The sequence below is a fragment of the Bacillus thuringiensis genome, assembly GCF_001455345.1.
GTDB classification, from domain to species: Bacteria; Bacillota; Bacilli; order Bacillales; family Bacillaceae_G; genus Bacillus_A; species Bacillus_A thuringiensis_N.
The window spans coordinates 3,299,481-3,314,714 of sequence record NZ_CP013274.1 but is presented as its reverse complement, the minus strand read 5'-3'; the positions used below and the strand labels follow the sequence as shown (position 1 = coordinate 3,314,714).

Genomic DNA, 15,234 nt, shown 5'->3' with positions numbered 1-15,234 from the left:
AAGGAGAAAGCAGAAAATGATAGAAGTATGCGTTACAGTTAATTATAAAGATAGAAATTATCAAACAAATGTTATTGTGAATAAAGATACGATATGGACAAAAATTAAACAGTTGGCAGAAGAGCAAGTGAAGAAACAATGGAGTCTTTAAATGTATTTTTAATTTAAAAGGCTAAATGGAGTTATGGGATATAGGTGAGTTCGGATAAAATATAAAGGAATTTATTTTTTATGCTAAGAATGATTCTTATATATTTTAATGTTTGACTAACGTATCTGTGATATTTATGGCTACAGTAAGTTAACATGCCAGAAACATTATTCTTTATCGTAGGAGGAAAACCATGAGCAGCGACTTTACCTTGGCCATTCACAGTTTAACTTATTTAGCTCTACAGCCAGACCGAATGTCAACAAGTAATGCTATTTCAGAAAGCGCAGGTGTTCACCCAGTGCGCATTCGTAAAGTGCTAAGTTTGTTAAAAAAACATAAGTTTATACAATCAAAAGAGGGTACTGGTGGAGGTTTTATTTTCGCTCGCGATTTAAGTGAAGTTAATCTCTGGCATATTTATCAAATAACCTCTGAAGGTGCTTTGCAACCTAAATGCCCGGAATCAAATAATCAGTGTATTGTAGGTTTGAATATGCAAAAAGTCCTTTTCACAATTTTTTTAGGTGCGGAAGAACATCTAGGTGAGTACTTAAAGAATTATACAATGAAAGAAGTTGTTGATCTCATCAATAAAGAACGTTAAACGGCTTAATTGTTAAATAGCCGTAAGTTCTTAACATTTAAATGTAATAGAAAATATTACAGTTCAATTTTGTTTTTATATCTTGTTTATCGTCATTAAAAATAATTTGTAAGAAGGTGAAAAAGTATGATGTCAAATAATAATCATATTTTAAAAGTAGGAGATTGGGTTCGAGGAATTTCAAATGAAGGTGAATTAATAGTTGGTTACATTGCATCCCTTGATGATGTAGAAGATGTAGTTACAGTTATTATTGTGAAACGTGACAACAAGTATACAATGAACGAAGCAATTTCACTTTATAGTAAACATGTTAACAAACTCCCAGAGTCAAAGGCAGTAAATAAAGAGCAAATTCTTTATCTTATAGACCTAGCATTATTAACAGGGGATGAAGAATGGTTTATCGAGCTTTCTTCAAAATTAAACTCGATCAAAGAGTTAGTTAATGAGGGGTTTTAATTTGTTAGGTTGTGCAATAATCAATAAAATCCTCTCTTTTGTTGCATCTTAATAAAAGAGAGGATTGATGTTATGGAAATAAGACTAACAATGGTTAGCATTATGTGTTTTCTTAGTTTTTTATTACCCTGCATTTCTGTTCAAGCAATTGTGAAAAAGGAAAATAATACGAATGAACATTTTGACATAGATTTAACCGGTTATGAACTTTATTCGTTTGGTGATTTTAATCAATTAGGTTATAAGATAACGCCACTTACTCAACTGTTTCTAGGGATAGTCCAAACAGAAGGTGAGTGGATTGATGAACCACGATTATATATTAAGGGAAATAAAGGTTATTTTTATCTTTGGAAAGCTGATGGTACGAATGTTCTTTATACTGTTGAAAAGAGCGGTGATTTTTGGAGAATTATTGATGTGAAAAGAAAGAAAATCAACAGAATACCTGTACCAAAAGAGTTTTTAAAAGAAGTAGTCATTGAGCTCTTATTAGAGCCGATAAGTAAAGAGGTTGAAAACTATTATAAGGAACCGAAACTTTGGTATCGAGGTTCTGAAAAAATACTTGAGATAAAAAAAGACGAAGTAAACTCTATTTTCTATGTAGCTGTTCAAATTCAAACCTTTGAGGGTGCACACAATCCGCCTTATGGAGAGGACACAATTATTTTTCGTATAAAAGGAAATGATGTAAAAACGATTCATTACAAACATAGGGATATTTCTGAAGAAGAGTTGAAAAAACTCGAATTAAGATGAATTTGAAGTGAGTTGTTTGCACACCTCTGATAACAATTGTTATGTAAATAAAGCTGCCCGATATGGGCAGCTTATTGTATTTTTGCGTTTAGCGTAGGTTTTTGTAAAATGTTAGCGGTCCTCTTATTGCCATAAAGTAAAAAATGTATCTTTCTAAAAATGTATATGAATACAATGTCTATAATATATATCCTGAAAATTAGTTTGTACATTCAATAAGATATTTATTTTTAATCATATTAATTATTTATTAGAATATCTTTTTTTGTTCGAAATAAAAATTTTTGACAAAGAAGGATATAAATGTTTGTATGATGAGTAACTTGAATAAGTAATATATTAGTGTATTTTATGCTAATTAATTCAATTTTAAGTGATAGGAACAAGGGTTGCGTGCTAACTGTAAAATGTTATCTATGTAAAATTATATCCTTTAAATATTTCTGAAAATATAAAAATATTAATTTTATAAATATACACGTTATAATGAGGGCGTCGAGAGAAATTTTATTATCTCTGGAGAAAATATAAAAAATGCGATTATGAGTTAAGAAAGGTGTGTGATTAGAGGCGAAATGTATGTAATGTGCTTCAGTGGCTTGTGTAGGCAATATCATCAGTGCTGCCGAAGTTATGAAAGTAATGTATAGAATTGAGAAAGAAATGCCTCGCAAATTAAGAGAGGCCGGTTTAGCTAAAATTACTGTTAAAAGTAAAAAAGAGAAACCATTAAAGTAATACACTGTTATTAGAAATGTTGCAACGTATTTATGAAGTCTATTCTATATTGTTCTCTTAAGGGTCTTTATATAAAGAGCGGATATTACGAGTAAACTTTTTTGTGAACGCTAACAATTATATTAGGACGCTAACTAGCGAATGTTTCAATTTGGATTTATTATGATGAAGGACATGCAATGTGGGGCAACTTGTAAGGAATTCATTTTCCCAAAAAGGAAAATATTCGGTAGCTATAAAGAGAGGTGCAGGAATAGATACAAGGGGGAGTTATTATATGAACGGGAATACTGCAAAGAAAATAGAAGTTCAAGCTGAAAATACCGCACTAAAAAATGAGCAATATGCAGATCCGAAAAAGTGGCATAAGCAGGATACTACATGGGCACTCAGTCTATTTGGAACTGCAATTGGAGCAGGGGTGCTCTTTTTACCGATTAATGCAGGTTCAGGTGGTTTATTATCTTTACTACTAATTACATTACTTGCATATCCAGTTATGTACTACTCACATAGGGCGCTTGCTAAAATGATATACGCTTCTAATTCTGCTGATGAGGGGATCACAGGTACAATTAGAGAGTATTTCGGAAATAAAGCGAGTATCATTTTTAACATCGTATATTTCGGTTCAATTTATACAATCGTACTAATGTATTCGGTTGCGCTTACAAATACTGCAAGTAGTTTTATCGTGCATCAATTGCACATGCCAGAACCTCCAAGGGCTATTTTATCACTTGTATTAGTTCTTGGTCTTATCGCTATCCTGAATTTTGGTCAAGATATTACTGTAAAGGTTATGAGTATGCTAGTGTATCCTTTCATAGCTTCTCTACTTTTTATCGCAATATCTTTAATTCCACAGTGGAATACGTCAATGCTTAGTTTTTCAGCTGTTTCTACTTCTTCAACAGGAACAGGGTATTTTGGAACGATATTAATGATTCTACCAATCATCGTATTCTCATTTAATCATTCACCTATGATTTCATCATTTGTTGTGAAACAGAGAGCTACGTATGGAATCGAAGCCACTGATGCTAAATGTGCGCAAATACAAAAGGTTTGTTATATCATGACATTTGCGGTTGTTATGTTCTTCGTCTGGAGCAGTACATTGAGTTTGACTCCAGATGATATTAAAATGGCAAAAGAGCAGAACTTATCAATCCTTTCATATCTTGCTAATGAGCTTAATTCGCCTGTAATCACTATTGCAGCTCCTATCATTGCTTTTGTGGCTATTACAAAGTCTTTCCTTGGCCACTATATTGGAGCATATGAGGTAATGCGTGACGTGATTATGAAGTTTGGTAAAACACGTGGAAAAGATATAGAAGAGAAAACAATTAAGACAATAATCCTTACTTTTGTCGTATTAACATGCTGGTATGTTGCTTATGCAAATCCAAGTATTCTTGGAATTATTGATTCACTTAGCGGTCCATTAGTTGCTGCTATCTTATGTCTATTACCGATGTATGCGATTCAAAAAGTACCAGTACTAGCTAAATACAAAGGGAAAATGAGTAACGTATTTGTTATTATTGTAGGTGTACTTACTGTTTTAGCAAGTATTAAGTCATTATTCTAATTCACGATTGTTGATTGTATTGTCAAAGTAGTGGAATATGAAATATCTATTTTTGGACAAACTTCTCAAGTTGGAGAGTTTGTCCTTTTTTATTCAATCTATCAACTTACCGGCAAGCAGCCACCTTTCAGATAAGGTGGCTGCTTCGGTATCAATTAATTTTAACTATTCACGTCTAAATGGACCTTTTGGAGCGATAAGTTCTAAATTAGTACCATCTGGATCACGGAAGTAGGCAACGCCTGTACCAAATCCAGATTTTAAGCTGTCTTCTTCTTGAAAGACAATTGGCTCTCCATCTGGTTCTACTCCAATTGCTTTTAGACGTTCTACAGCGGCATCGATATCTTCTACTTCAAAACAAAGATGCATCGCACTAATTTGATCATTTGAGTAAGAGGCTTTATCTGATTTAGGGACAATGTATTCTAGAATGTCGATATTCAAATTATCTAAGTGTAGATTGGCATATTTAATACGAGTATCTTCAAGTCCTTGGGTTTGCGCCATTCTCTTTCCGCCAATTTCATCGATATTTGATACTTTCTTACCTGTTAATGCTTCATAAAAAACGATAGATTTTTCTAAATTACTTACTGTAATTCCGACGTGATTTACTTGTGAGAATCCTGCTGTTTTTTCACTCATTTTTGTTGCCTCCTATTTTTAGGTGGTGTAATGTATTCGTTTCACCAATCTTTTACTGTAATTAAAATGAGCCTTTAGTAGTAGTTCTATTCTAAGTCGTTTGTAACAACACACGAGAAATATAAGAGTATTTTTTTGATCAGAAAAGAATCTAGTATCGGCTAGGTTCTTTTTATTTTTCGTTTGTCTTGATACAAACATTTGATGAATTTGAATTACAGCTATTGAACCAAAAAGTTTGATATGAAAAATATTATTCTTTAGTACATACATTTTTAAGATGTTAAATATATTTCATAATAGTCTCTGTGAGATAGGGATAAGTAGAATAGTACTTTAAAGTACCTATAGCACTTTAAAGTGCGTACTTTTTATAACTTTGAATATCATTCATAATAGCACCAGTAAGAAGAAAAAAAGCTTTATGGTACTAGTTGCCACCGATGTTACAGCATTTTATTTAGAATCAGATTGATTGAAAGGTTGTACTATGTGGCCTAATAATTTCAAAAAATGCCGCAGTGGCATAAAACAATTATGGAGGTTAAAGATATGAGTACTTCAAATTTGAATGAAATAAGTAAACAAATTTTAAAAGAGGAGGAAACACTTCAATTTTCCTCTTTTACAAATGAAGATGCCTTGCAACTAGGTTTATTTATCGTTGAAACAGCAAAGCGAGAAGGAAAATTGATTGCTGTTGATATAACGAAAAATGGTGTGCAATTATTTCATTTCAAGATGACAGGGACAAATGCGGAAAATACGAAATGGATTGAGCGTAAAAAACGAGTTGTTTCCCTGCATGATCGTAGCTCGTATTATATGCAGATACAAAGTGAAATAACTGGAATTTCATATAATGAAAAATATCTTTTAGATACTTCGGAATATGCTGCGTTTGGTGGATGCTTTCCTATCAGAATAAAAAACGTAGGGGTTATTGGAATGATAACAGTTTCAGGATTGCCGCCAGAAGAAGATCACGAATTGGTAGTAAGAGCAGTTAAAAATCATTTGAATCAATAGCTGTAGCTAGTGAATAGATAATTAATTTTAGGGGGCAATACTATGCCATTAATTGAGCTAAATACTTGGCCAACAATGTCAACAGAAGAAAAAAAGGAATTTATTTATGAAGTAACTGAACTTACAATAAAACGATTAAAAATTGTCCCTGACAAAATTCAAGTGTTGATCACGGAACTTGAGAAAGAAAATTGGGGGAAAGCTGGAGCTGTAGCAAGTGATGCTACCTTTGCTGAGAAAAGTAGGGTGTCCAATTGGGAGACAAAAGAGTCTTACGATACACCGTCTGGTAACGTTGATGGAATGGCAATTATTAAGATTGATATATGGAATACATTCGATCAAGAGACGAAGGATAAGTGGGTAAATGAACTTACACAAGTAACATCTAAATATACACATGCACCTTTGGATAAAGTGCTAATTCTTATCCGTGAAATGATTCCAGGAAACTGGGGGCAAAGTGGTGTAACGGGAGCTAATGCAGATTTCCTTTCCAAAAGTCGTACATTTTAATTGTTAAATAAAAAAAGCAAAAATGAACAAATTTCTGTTCGTTTTTGCTTTTTTATTATTTGTCTGTGGTAATGAGCATGACCTTTATATGTTTAAGTAATGTCCTCTAAAGTTGCTTCTACAGGAAAGGGTATTTCTTCATTTGAAAGTCTTTTTCATGGAATGTAGATTTCAATTTTTGAGCAAAATAAGCTAGGTTATATAAATGTTACTTTTTAGTACCTATAGTACTTTAAAGTACGTACTTTTTATTATGTTAAATATCATTCATAATAGCACATGTGAGAGGGAAACAAGCTTTATAGTACTAGTAATTAACTATGTTACTTTTTAGTACCTACAGCACTTTAAAGTGCGTACTATTCATTATATTAAATATATTTCATAATAGTACATGTAGGAGAGAGACAAGCTTTACGATACTAAAAAGTATCTATCGTACTTTAAAGTGCGTTCTTTAAAAAGAGAATGAAACTATTCATAATAGCGTTAGTAGAGATTAAATATATTTTTTGAAAGATAAAAGGGCCTTTTTATCGCACTATTATGATAGGAATTATAGGGAAGAGGGGAAATCAATTGAACTCATATACAGCATCGTCTTCAGAAGTTCGGACGGATCGAAGAAGTATATTTGCGTTATTAGCGCTAGCAATTAGTGCGTTCGGGATTGGGACAACTGAATTTGTTAGTGTCGGTTTATTGCCATCTATTTCGGAAGATTTACATGTGTCGGTGACAACAGCTGGTTTAACAGTTTCTTTATATGCGTTAGGAGTAGCATTTGGTGCTCCAGTATTAACGTCGTTAACAGCTAATATGTCACGAAAAACGTTATTAATGTGGATTATGATTATTTTCATTATTGGTAACGGAATTGCAGCTGTCGCAACAAGCTTCACTGTATTACTTATTGCGCGAATTGTTTCTGCACTTTCGCATGGTGTGTTTATGTCAATTGGTTCAACGATTGCTGCGGCACTTGTACCAGAAAATAAACGTGCTAGCGCCATTGCAATTATGTTTACTGGTGTAACAGTTGCAACTATTACAGGGGCACCAATTGGAACATTTATTGGTCAACAATTTGGCTGGAGAACATCATTTTTAGCAATTGTAGTAATTGGAATTATTGCCTTAATTGCAAATAGTATTCTCATCCCATCTAATATGAAAAAAGGTGCGTCTGTATCATTCCGTGATCAGTTTAAATTGATTACGAACGGAAGACTGTTACTAGTTTTCATCATTACTGCATTAGGATATGGGGGAACATTCGTAACATTTACGTATTTATCTCCGTTGTTACAAGAAGTAACAGGATTTAAAGCTAATACGGTTACGATCATTTTATTAGTGTATGGAATCGCCATTGCGATAGGGAATGTGATTGGTGGAAAATTATCGAATCATAATCCAATTCGAGCGCTATTCTACATGTTCTTTATTCAAGCAATTATATTATTTGTTTTAACGTTTACGGCACCATTTAAGGTAGCTGGGTTAATCACAATTATTTTAATGGGGCTATTCGCATTTATGAATGTTCCAGGGTTACAAGTATATGTCGTAATGTTAGCTGAACGATTTGTACCGAGTGCTGTCGATGTTGCATCGGCAATTAATATTGCGGCGTTTAATGCTGGGATTGCTCTGGGTGCTTATTTAGGCGGTATTGTAACGAACTCGTTAGGGTTAATTCATACAGCTTGGGTAGGCGGCCTTATGGTAGTAGGTGCTGTTATTTTAACAGCATGGAGTATGACATTAGAAAAACGAGATCAAGTAAAATAAAAGGAGAGAAAATAAAATGAAAAATTTACAAAGTAAAACAGTATTAAATAATGGTGTGGAAATGCCTTGGTTTGGTTTAGGTGTATTTAAAGTAGAAGAAGGACCAGAACTTGTAGAAGCGATTAAATCAGCAATTAAAGCAGGATACCGCAGCATCGATACAGCTGCAATTTATGGAAATGAAGCAGCTGTAGGTGAGGGAATCCGTGCAGGTATTGAAGCAACTGGAATTTCAAGAGAAGAATTGTTTATCACTTCAAAAGTATGGAATGCAGACCAAGGATATGAAGAAACAATTGCGGCATATGAAGAAAGTTTAAAAAAATTAAAACTAGATTATTTAGATTTATATCTTGTTCACTGGCCTGTGGAAGGGAAATATAAAGATACGTGGAGAGCGTTAGAAACACTTTATAAAGAAAAGCGTGTACGTGCAATTGGCGTAAGTAACTTCCAAATCCATCATCTGCAAGATGTAATAAAAGATGCAGAAATTAAGCCAATGATTAACCAAGTAGAATACCACCCTCGTTTAACACAAAAAGAATTACAAGCTTTCTGTAAAGAACAAGGTATTCAAATGGAAGCATGGTCACCATTAATGCAAGGTCAATTATTAGATAATGAAACATTACAAGCAATTGCTGAGAAACACGGTAAAACAACAGCACAAGTTATTTTACGTTGGGATCTTCAAAATGGAGTAATTACAATTCCAAAATCAACGAAAGAACACCGTATTATTGCAAATGCTGATGTATTTAACTTTGAATTAACGAAAGAAGATATGGAGAAAATCGATGCGTTAAATGAAAATCACCGCGTTGGTCCAGATCCTGATAACTTTGATTTCTAAGGGTAAAGAATGAGTAAAAAGAGTGCAAAGTTGCACTCTTTTTTATGTTTTATTCAATAAAGTATTTCTGTTTATATTATGACTTTTCAATTATTATAGGCGATCTAAAGAACTGATTCTAAGACAGTATTAAAGTTTGACATGTAATCATGCATTCTATAATATGTATGCTATAGCATGTATATTGTAAGTTATTTGAAGGTAGCATATGGACTTATATGAGTTAACGGGACATCTTGTTCATCATACTAATGTGAAGTTAACAAATTATATAATGTAAGTTTTTAATCACATATATCGTATAAAATCCATCTTTTATATGCTATAGCATGTAAGTGGCACCTCTTAACTTGTAATGCTCAAAATTTAAATAATATAGTAGAAAATTCATGAAACGAGGAGATTTTAGTTATGGAAAAATTCATATTAGCGTTTGATAGAGAACTTGTAATCGCAGAAAAAAAAGACTCAACATGGAGTGTCCAATCGCATTTTGTAGGTGCGAATCCAGTTGCTTTAGCTGTAGATCCATACGACCTAGAAAGAATGTATTGTGGTACTTTTGATAGGGGATTATGGAGAAGTAGAGATGGGGGAAGTTCATGGGAATCAATTGGTACGTTACCTTCCTTTGGTGAAGTTTTCCCAGCTAATGCTATTCATATGAGAGCTATTACAGCAGTTGCTGTATCTCCAGCGAAGGGGGATGATGGTAACGGGATTGTATATGTAGGAATTGAACCGAGCGCAATGTTTGTATCGAAAAATGGAGGAGACAGTTTTGAATTGCTAACGGATTATCGACAAATGCCATCGTATTCATCATGGTTCTTTCCTCAAAGAACATATACACACCATGTAAAACATATTGAAATTGATGCTAATAATCCAGAAACTATTTATACGACTATTGAGGTTGGGGGATTAATTAAAAGTGTAGATGGAGGTAAGACATGGACTGAGGAAAAAGAGGGGAACTATCCTCAAGATATTCACATTCTTACATCACATCGCAATGCGCCAAATCGCTTATACGGGGTGTTAGGTGATTCATTCTTGAAAGAACCAGGTCACGAGTATGCGGAGAGTAATGATGGAGGTAAGACGTGGAACTATATGTGTAGTGGGCTAAAGCATCATTACGCATATCAAATGGCAGTTAATCCGAATGATCCAGAAAATATTATTATCGCGACATCTTCAAATCCACACGTAGCGCATGATTACAATAATGGAAATTGTGAATCATTCATTTATAAGAAAGAAAAAGATCAGCCTTGGGCAGAAATGAATGCAGGTTTACCAACTGCTAAAGGCACAATCATACCAGTATTAAAGGCAACAAGTGATGGAACGTTCTATCTGTTTAGCAATAAAGGAGTGTATCAGTCAGTAGATGGTGGTTCAAATTGGACATCATTAGAGATTCCTTGGGAGAATAGATTTATGGAACAACATCCTTATGAGATGTTAATTATTAAATAAGCGATGAGTATAGTTTTGACTACTATTCATTAAAAATGGTTAGTTGAATTTACAATGTAAAAAGCCAGGTAATGTGTTATTCGTGCTACCTGGCTTTTTTGACCATCAATTTAAGGTTAGTTTCATATTTGTGTAAATATGAAACAAGCAGGATACATGAATAGAGAATGGGTAAAATAGTACCGAATGATCACTAGATTGTATCAATGATGCTATAAGAGTTTTTTTAGGTAAACTGAAGCAATAAGCAGTGGTTTAGATTCAGAATGACTAGCAATTGGTGTTATGGAGTTCAATGGTTCAAAAATGAACTCATTTCAACTCATATTATCTTCGCAATGTAACATTTTGAAGAATATTAAAACTTAGGAGGAATTGAATTATGACAAAAGATTTCTATGCTGCACTGAAAGAAAGACGTACTTACTATGGGATTAATAAAGAGGTACAAGTATCAGATGAAAAAATTAAAGAAATCGTGGAGTTTGCTGTGAAATATACTCCATCAGCTTTCAATTCTCAAACTGCGCGATTAGTTGTATTATTTGGTGAAGCTCATAATAAATTATGGGATATTACAACTGAAACATTAAGAAAAGTTGTTGGAGATGGAGATTTCTCAGGAACGCAACAAAAAATGGATTCTTTTAAAGCTGGTTATGGAACAGTACTATTCTTTGAAGATGAAGCTATCGTTAAATCGCTTCAAGAAAAATTTGCTGCATATGCTGAAAACTTCCCAATTTGGTCACACCAAGCATCAGGTATGCACCAATTAGTCGTGTGGACAGGTTTAGAAGCAGAGGGATTAGGGGCATCTTTACAACATTATAATCCATTAATTGACGATGAGGTAAAACAAGAATGGAATGTCCCTGCTAATTGGAAACTCATTGCACAAATGCCATTCGGTAATCCAACGGCTGCACCAGGAGAAAAAGAATTCCAACCGCTTGAAGAGCGTGTGAAATTTCATAAGTAATATTCAAATGTAATAAAGTGAAACTTTAATTAGTAGTGGTCTTACTGTCCGTAAATAACGGGGGAAGCTAATTGTATTGTGAAAATAAAACTGTTTAGTTACAAAAAAGTTTATTCGTTCTTTTTATTAATCGAGTATGTATGAATAAAAGGTGTTAAAAACACTATTTTAATCTTTAAAGGAACAAGGTGATCGTTTTGATCACCTTTTTTTATTTCTTTAATTTTATTCATTAAAAAACGCTAGGTTTTCATAAATGCTTGAAAAACTAGCGTTTTAATAATAGGTATCTGTAATTTGATTACTTAAAACTATATACGAAAAAGCTTTTATGTTATTCCTCAAGTTCTATCCATTCCTGTGACCATTCTTCTATTCCGCGAATAATAGCTTCTAAAGCAAATCCTTTTTGAGTTAAAGAATATTCTATACGAACTGGTGTCTCAGGAAAGACTTTACGTTCGACAATTCCTTCTAGTTCTAATTCTTTCAATCTTTCTGAAAGTAATCTTCCGCTAACAGGAAGAGAAGATTCAAGCGTACAAAAGCGCTGAGATCCAGAAAAAAGTTGGTAAATAATTAGTGCTGTCCATCGTTGGCTAAAAAATTTCATTCCTTTTTCAAAGCGAGGGCATAATGTAGAATCATTCATTTTCCTTCACCTCCTAAAATAAATTATATAACATCTTACCATTAGTAACAAATGTTTTTATAATTAATTACTTGACGTAAATTAATTACGAATGTATACTCACTTACATAAAGTAACTAAGTTGTTTTATGTAACTAAAACTCTTTTCTTTAAATGGCCAAAGTTGTAATGATACATATTGCATATAAGCTGAGAGAAAAAAGAATAGCATCTGTAAAAACACTTACGTTGTGTAAGTTAAACAATAAAAAATATAACAATGGAAGAGAATTTTTAGAGATTCTCTATACTAGGAGGTACCTAATGGTTACAACAGATACAATTCATATGTTAGAAGATAAAATTCAATTTATACATCAAGATGGAAAGGATATTTATTTAGTAGGTCCTATCAAATTGCCAATTAATTTATATGGGGAGACTAAAGTTTTCCAATGGTATTCTTGGTTACAATGTAGTGAGGGTACAAATAGTGTAGAAGGGATTATTGAAAAACTTTCATCTATTAATTTAGCTGATATGCAGCAATCTAGTGTGCTTGTATATGGTAATTTTGAGAATTCTGAAGATGCCCTAATCCGTATGCATAGTATTTGTCACACGGGTGATATCTTTGGGAGTAAACGTTGTGATTGTGGATTCCAATTAAAGCAGTCTTTACAAATGATTACAGAACATGGTTCAGGCGCTTTATTTTACTTAGCGAATCATGAAGGAAGAGGGATTGGCTTGTTTAGTAAAGCGATGACGTACCTCTTGCAAGAAAATGGATTAGATACAGTAGAAGCTAATCTGAACCTAGGTTTTGAAGATGATGTTCGCAACTATGATGATACAATTGAAGTATTAAAAGCACTACGCTCAAAACCTGTAAAACTTATTACAAATAATCCGAAAAAATTAGAAGCGTTACAAAAAGCGGGATTAAATGTTACGAGTCGTGAACCGTTATGGGGTGATGTCTCAGAGTTTAATGAGAAATATTTACAAACGAAGATTCAACGTTCTGGACATTTTGAAGGGGGACACTTACATGCTTGAGCATGAATTGTATATGAAGTTAGCACTAGAAAATGCCAAGGCTATGAAGGGACAAACGACTCCAAATCCACTGGTTGGATCTGTAATTGTAAATGATAACCGAATTGTAGGGATCGGAGCACATATGAAGGCCGGAGAACCACATGCTGAAATACATGCGATACGTATGGCGGGAGAACAGGCGCGTGGTGGTACAATCTATGTAACTCTTGAACCTTGTGCTCATCATGGAAGAACAGGCCCTTGTGCAGAAGCAATTGTACAAGCAGGAATTAAGAAGGTAGTAGTTGCTACACTTGATCCAAATCCACTTGTTTCTGGCCGTGGAATTAGAATTCTGCAAGATGCTGGTATTGAAGTGCTTGTAGGAGTGTGTGAAGAAGAATCTAAAAAGATGAATGAAGTCTTTAATAAATATATTTTGACAAAGCGCCCATTTGTAACGATTAAATCGGGTGTTACATTAGATGGGAAAATTGCTACTTCTTTATCGGATAGTAAGTGGATCACATCTACAGAAGCGAGACAGGAAGTACACCAAATACGAAATGAAAATGCAGCCATTTTAGTAGGAGCAAATACTGTACAAAAGGATAATCCATCATTGACAACGCGTATTCCAAATGGAAGAAATCCAATTCGAATAATATTGGACTCAACATTACGCATACCAATGGAAGCTAACGTTGTTACAGATGGAGAAGCCCCTACCTGGATATTTACAACAAGTAATCATGCAGTGGAAAAAAAGCAAGCATTAGAAAATGCAGGAGTCAAAGTATTTGTTACTAGCGGAGAAAAGCATATAAACTTATATGAAATGCTTGATGTTTTAGGGGGAAAAGGAGTTTCCTCCCTGCTTATTGAAGGTGGTGGAGAGGTAAATGCTTCGTTTATTGAAAATAAATTGATGGATAAACTTATATTATATGTCGCACCAAAAATTATTGGGGGCAGATTGGCGCCTAGCTTTGTAGAGGGGACTGGTATCACTAAAATGCAAGATGCAATTGAATTTAAGGATATATCATTTACCCAGGTTGGAAAAGATTATAGATTTATTGGCTATCCAGAATATCGGAAAATATAAGGAGAATAAAAACTACATATATTTTCCGATAGATGGATGGCAGAATGGAGCGATGAAGAGTGAAGTTTGGATTTGATATCGATGATACGTTAATTGATTTAAGGCAGCATGCTTTTCATTTATATAATAAAAAATTAAACAAAAAAATAGGATTGGATATATTTCATTCTTTAAAAACAATTGAAATTCATGAAGCATTTGGCATGACTTCGGAGGAAGGCAGTCATATGTGGAATAGTTTGCTGGATGAAATTTATTATACTTCTTGTTCACCGTTTCCGTATGCAGTAGAGACATTGCAAGAATTAGAAAGACAGGGACATCAAATTTACTATATAACGGCGCGACCTAAAGAGCATGGAGAGCAAACAAAAAAATGGTTAATAGAAAAAGGTTTTCCGGTACATGAAAATCGCTTTTTCTATGGAATGAAGGATGAAGAAAAAATACACTTCATACAAGAAATAAAATTAAACTATTTCTTTGATGATAAGCCGGCAGTCTTAGAAACGTTAATAGGAAAACCGATAAATGTGTATGCAAAAACTACTTCTTACAATCAACATCTCAATATCCCGCGTATTACAAGTTGGACAGAGTTAGAAAATATTATAAAGAAAGATATGTAAAGATTTAATTAGAAAATTAAATAGAGCCAAGAGCATATTGAGTGTTACAACTTTAGAGGAAAGACATATGTGTTATGTCTTTCCTTATTTTTTGGGGATTACAGGGAATACTATCGTTTCTTTAAAGTGTGATGTGTTAGGAGTACTTTTGATAAAGAGGAAATAGAAAAATGAGCAATAAGAAAAATATTTTTA

At 33.5% G+C, this 15,234-nt stretch carries 16 protein-coding genes; 14 read left to right on the top strand and 2 right to left on the bottom strand.

Features of this window, described 5'->3' with window-relative positions; all coding sequences use genetic code 11:
- Positions 1–16: 16 nt before the first annotated feature.
- The 5 genes from ATN06_RS17215 to ATN06_RS17195 all read left to right on the top strand — a co-directional run bounded on the left by ATN06_RS17215 (position 17) and on the right by ATN06_RS17195 (position 4,317).
- A complete protein-coding gene (locus ATN06_RS17215) occupies positions 17–151 on the top strand; it encodes a BA3454 family stress response protein (RefSeq protein ID WP_060631657.1) in 135 nt (44 codons plus the stop codon).
- Positions 152–344: 193 nt separating this feature from the next.
- Positions 345–758: an Rrf2-family transcriptional regulator SaiR gene (saiR, locus tag ATN06_RS17210; RefSeq protein WP_060631656.1), complete on the top strand. Its 414-nt coding sequence runs from the start codon at positions 345–347 to the stop codon at positions 756–758.
- Between the two features lie 126 nt (positions 759–884).
- Complete coding sequence (locus ATN06_RS17205) at positions 885–1,220, top strand: IDEAL domain-containing protein (RefSeq protein ID WP_060631655.1); 336 nt, start codon at positions 885–887, stop codon at positions 1,218–1,220.
- A gap of 72 nt (positions 1,221–1,292) precedes the next feature.
- Complete coding sequence (locus ATN06_RS17200) at positions 1,293–1,982, top strand: DUF3888 domain-containing protein (protein WP_060631654.1); 690 nt, start codon at positions 1,293–1,295, stop codon at positions 1,980–1,982.
- 1,015 nt (positions 1,983–2,997) lie between these two features.
- Positions 2,998–4,317 carry an aromatic amino acid transport family protein gene (locus ATN06_RS17195; RefSeq protein WP_060631653.1) on the top strand — a complete coding sequence of 440 codons (1,320 nt, stop codon included), beginning with the start codon at positions 2,998–3,000 and terminating at the stop codon, positions 4,315–4,317.
- Positions 4,318–4,482: 165 nt separating this feature from the next.
- Here ATN06_RS17195 and ATN06_RS17190 read toward each other — a convergent pair whose 3' ends face one another.
- Positions 4,483–4,965: a VOC family protein gene (locus ATN06_RS17190; protein WP_060631652.1), complete on the bottom strand. Its 483-nt coding sequence runs from the start codon at positions 4,963–4,965 to the stop codon at positions 4,483–4,485.
- Between the two features lie 513 nt (positions 4,966–5,478).
- Here ATN06_RS17190 and ATN06_RS17185 point away from each other — a divergent pair.
- The 6 genes from ATN06_RS17185 to ATN06_RS17160 all read left to right on the top strand — a co-directional run bounded on the left by ATN06_RS17185 (position 5,479) and on the right by ATN06_RS17160 (position 11,627).
- Positions 5,479–5,994: a heme-degrading domain-containing protein gene (locus ATN06_RS17185; RefSeq protein WP_110093247.1), complete on the top strand. Its 516-nt coding sequence runs from the start codon at positions 5,479–5,481 to the stop codon at positions 5,992–5,994.
- A gap of 42 nt (positions 5,995–6,036) precedes the next feature.
- Positions 6,037–6,510 (top strand): tautomerase family protein, encoded by a 474-nt coding sequence (locus ATN06_RS17180; protein ID WP_060631651.1) that lies wholly within the window; start codon positions 6,037–6,039, stop codon positions 6,508–6,510.
- Positions 6,511–7,089: 579 nt separating this feature from the next.
- Entirely contained in the window at positions 7,090–8,304 is a 1,215-nt protein-coding gene (locus ATN06_RS17175) for an MFS transporter (RefSeq protein WP_060631650.1), read from the top strand.
- 16 nt (positions 8,305–8,320) lie between these two features.
- Positions 8,321–9,160: an aldo/keto reductase gene (locus tag ATN06_RS17170; protein WP_060631649.1), complete on the top strand. Its 840-nt coding sequence runs from the start codon at positions 8,321–8,323 to the stop codon at positions 9,158–9,160.
- A gap of 411 nt (positions 9,161–9,571) precedes the next feature.
- Positions 9,572–10,645, top strand: coding sequence for a WD40/YVTN/BNR-like repeat-containing protein (locus ATN06_RS17165; protein ID WP_060631648.1), 1,074 nt, complete (start codon positions 9,572–9,574; stop codon positions 10,643–10,645).
- Between the two features lie 382 nt (positions 10,646–11,027).
- Positions 11,028–11,627 carry a nitroreductase family protein gene (locus ATN06_RS17160; RefSeq protein ID WP_046198378.1) on the top strand — a complete coding sequence of 200 codons (600 nt, stop codon included), beginning with the start codon at positions 11,028–11,030 and terminating at the stop codon, positions 11,625–11,627.
- Positions 11,628–11,961: 334 nt separating this feature from the next.
- On the opposite strand, the gene ATN06_RS17155 is transcribed toward ATN06_RS17160, so the two are convergent.
- Positions 11,962–12,279, bottom strand: coding sequence for a winged helix-turn-helix transcriptional regulator (locus ATN06_RS17155; RefSeq protein ID WP_001000104.1), 318 nt, complete (start codon positions 12,277–12,279; stop codon positions 11,962–11,964).
- 303 nt (positions 12,280–12,582) lie between these two features.
- Between ATN06_RS17155 and ATN06_RS17150 the strand changes: the two genes are divergently transcribed.
- The 3 genes from ATN06_RS17150 to ATN06_RS17140 are packed head-to-tail and all read left to right on the top strand — an operon-like array spanning position 12,583 to position 15,039.
- Positions 12,583–13,320, top strand: coding sequence for a GTP cyclohydrolase II (locus tag ATN06_RS17150; protein WP_060631647.1), 738 nt, complete (start codon positions 12,583–12,585; stop codon positions 13,318–13,320).
- Complete coding sequence (gene ribD, locus ATN06_RS17145) at positions 13,313–14,410, top strand: bifunctional diaminohydroxyphosphoribosylaminopyrimidine deaminase/5-amino-6-(5-phosphoribosylamino)uracil reductase RibD (RefSeq protein ID WP_060631646.1); 1,098 nt, start codon at positions 13,313–13,315, stop codon at positions 14,408–14,410. Before ATN06_RS17150 ends, ribD begins: the two co-directional genes overlap by 8 nt.
- Positions 14,411–14,469: 59 nt before the next feature.
- A complete protein-coding gene (locus tag ATN06_RS17140) occupies positions 14,470–15,039 on the top strand; it encodes a 5' nucleotidase, NT5C type (protein ID WP_060631645.1) in 570 nt (189 codons plus the stop codon).
- The last annotated feature ends 195 nt before the right edge of the window (positions 15,040–15,234 follow it).

Excerpts from the sequence above, each read along its gene's own strand:
- ATN06_RS17215 (WP_060631657.1), top strand. The coding sequence starts at position 17 with ATGATAGAAGTATGCGTTACAGTTAATTATAAAGATAGAAATTATCAA.
- ATN06_RS17170 (WP_060631649.1), top strand. The coding sequence starts at position 8,321 with ATGAAAAATTTACAAAGTAAAACAGTATTAAATAATGGTGTGGAAATG.
- ribD (WP_060631646.1), top strand. The coding sequence starts at position 13,313 with ATGCTTGAGCATGAATTGTATATGAAGTTAGCACTAGAAAATGCCAAG.
- ATN06_RS17200 (WP_060631654.1), top strand. The coding sequence starts at position 1,293 with ATGGAAATAAGACTAACAATGGTTAGCATTATGTGTTTTCTTAGTTTT.
- ATN06_RS17185 (WP_110093247.1), top strand. The coding sequence starts at position 5,479 with ATGCCGCAGTGGCATAAAACAATTATGGAGGTTAAAGATATGAGTACT.
- ATN06_RS17160 (WP_046198378.1), top strand. The coding sequence starts at position 11,028 with ATGACAAAAGATTTCTATGCTGCACTGAAAGAAAGACGTACTTACTAT.
- ATN06_RS17150 (WP_060631647.1), top strand. The coding sequence starts at position 12,583 with ATGGTTACAACAGATACAATTCATATGTTAGAAGATAAAATTCAATTT.
- ATN06_RS17155 (WP_001000104.1), bottom strand. The coding sequence starts at position 12,279 with ATGAATGATTCTACATTATGCCCTCGCTTTGAAAAAGGAATGAAATTT.
- ATN06_RS17180 (WP_060631651.1), top strand. The coding sequence starts at position 6,037 with ATGCCATTAATTGAGCTAAATACTTGGCCAACAATGTCAACAGAAGAA.
- ATN06_RS17205 (WP_060631655.1), top strand. The coding sequence starts at position 885 with ATGATGTCAAATAATAATCATATTTTAAAAGTAGGAGATTGGGTTCGA.
- ATN06_RS17165 (WP_060631648.1), top strand. The coding sequence starts at position 9,572 with ATGGAAAAATTCATATTAGCGTTTGATAGAGAACTTGTAATCGCAGAA.
- ATN06_RS17190 (WP_060631652.1), bottom strand. The coding sequence starts at position 4,965 with ATGAGTGAAAAAACAGCAGGATTCTCACAAGTAAATCACGTCGGAATT.
- saiR (WP_060631656.1), top strand. The coding sequence starts at position 345 with ATGAGCAGCGACTTTACCTTGGCCATTCACAGTTTAACTTATTTAGCT.
- ATN06_RS17195 (WP_060631653.1), top strand. The coding sequence starts at position 2,998 with ATGAACGGGAATACTGCAAAGAAAATAGAAGTTCAAGCTGAAAATACC.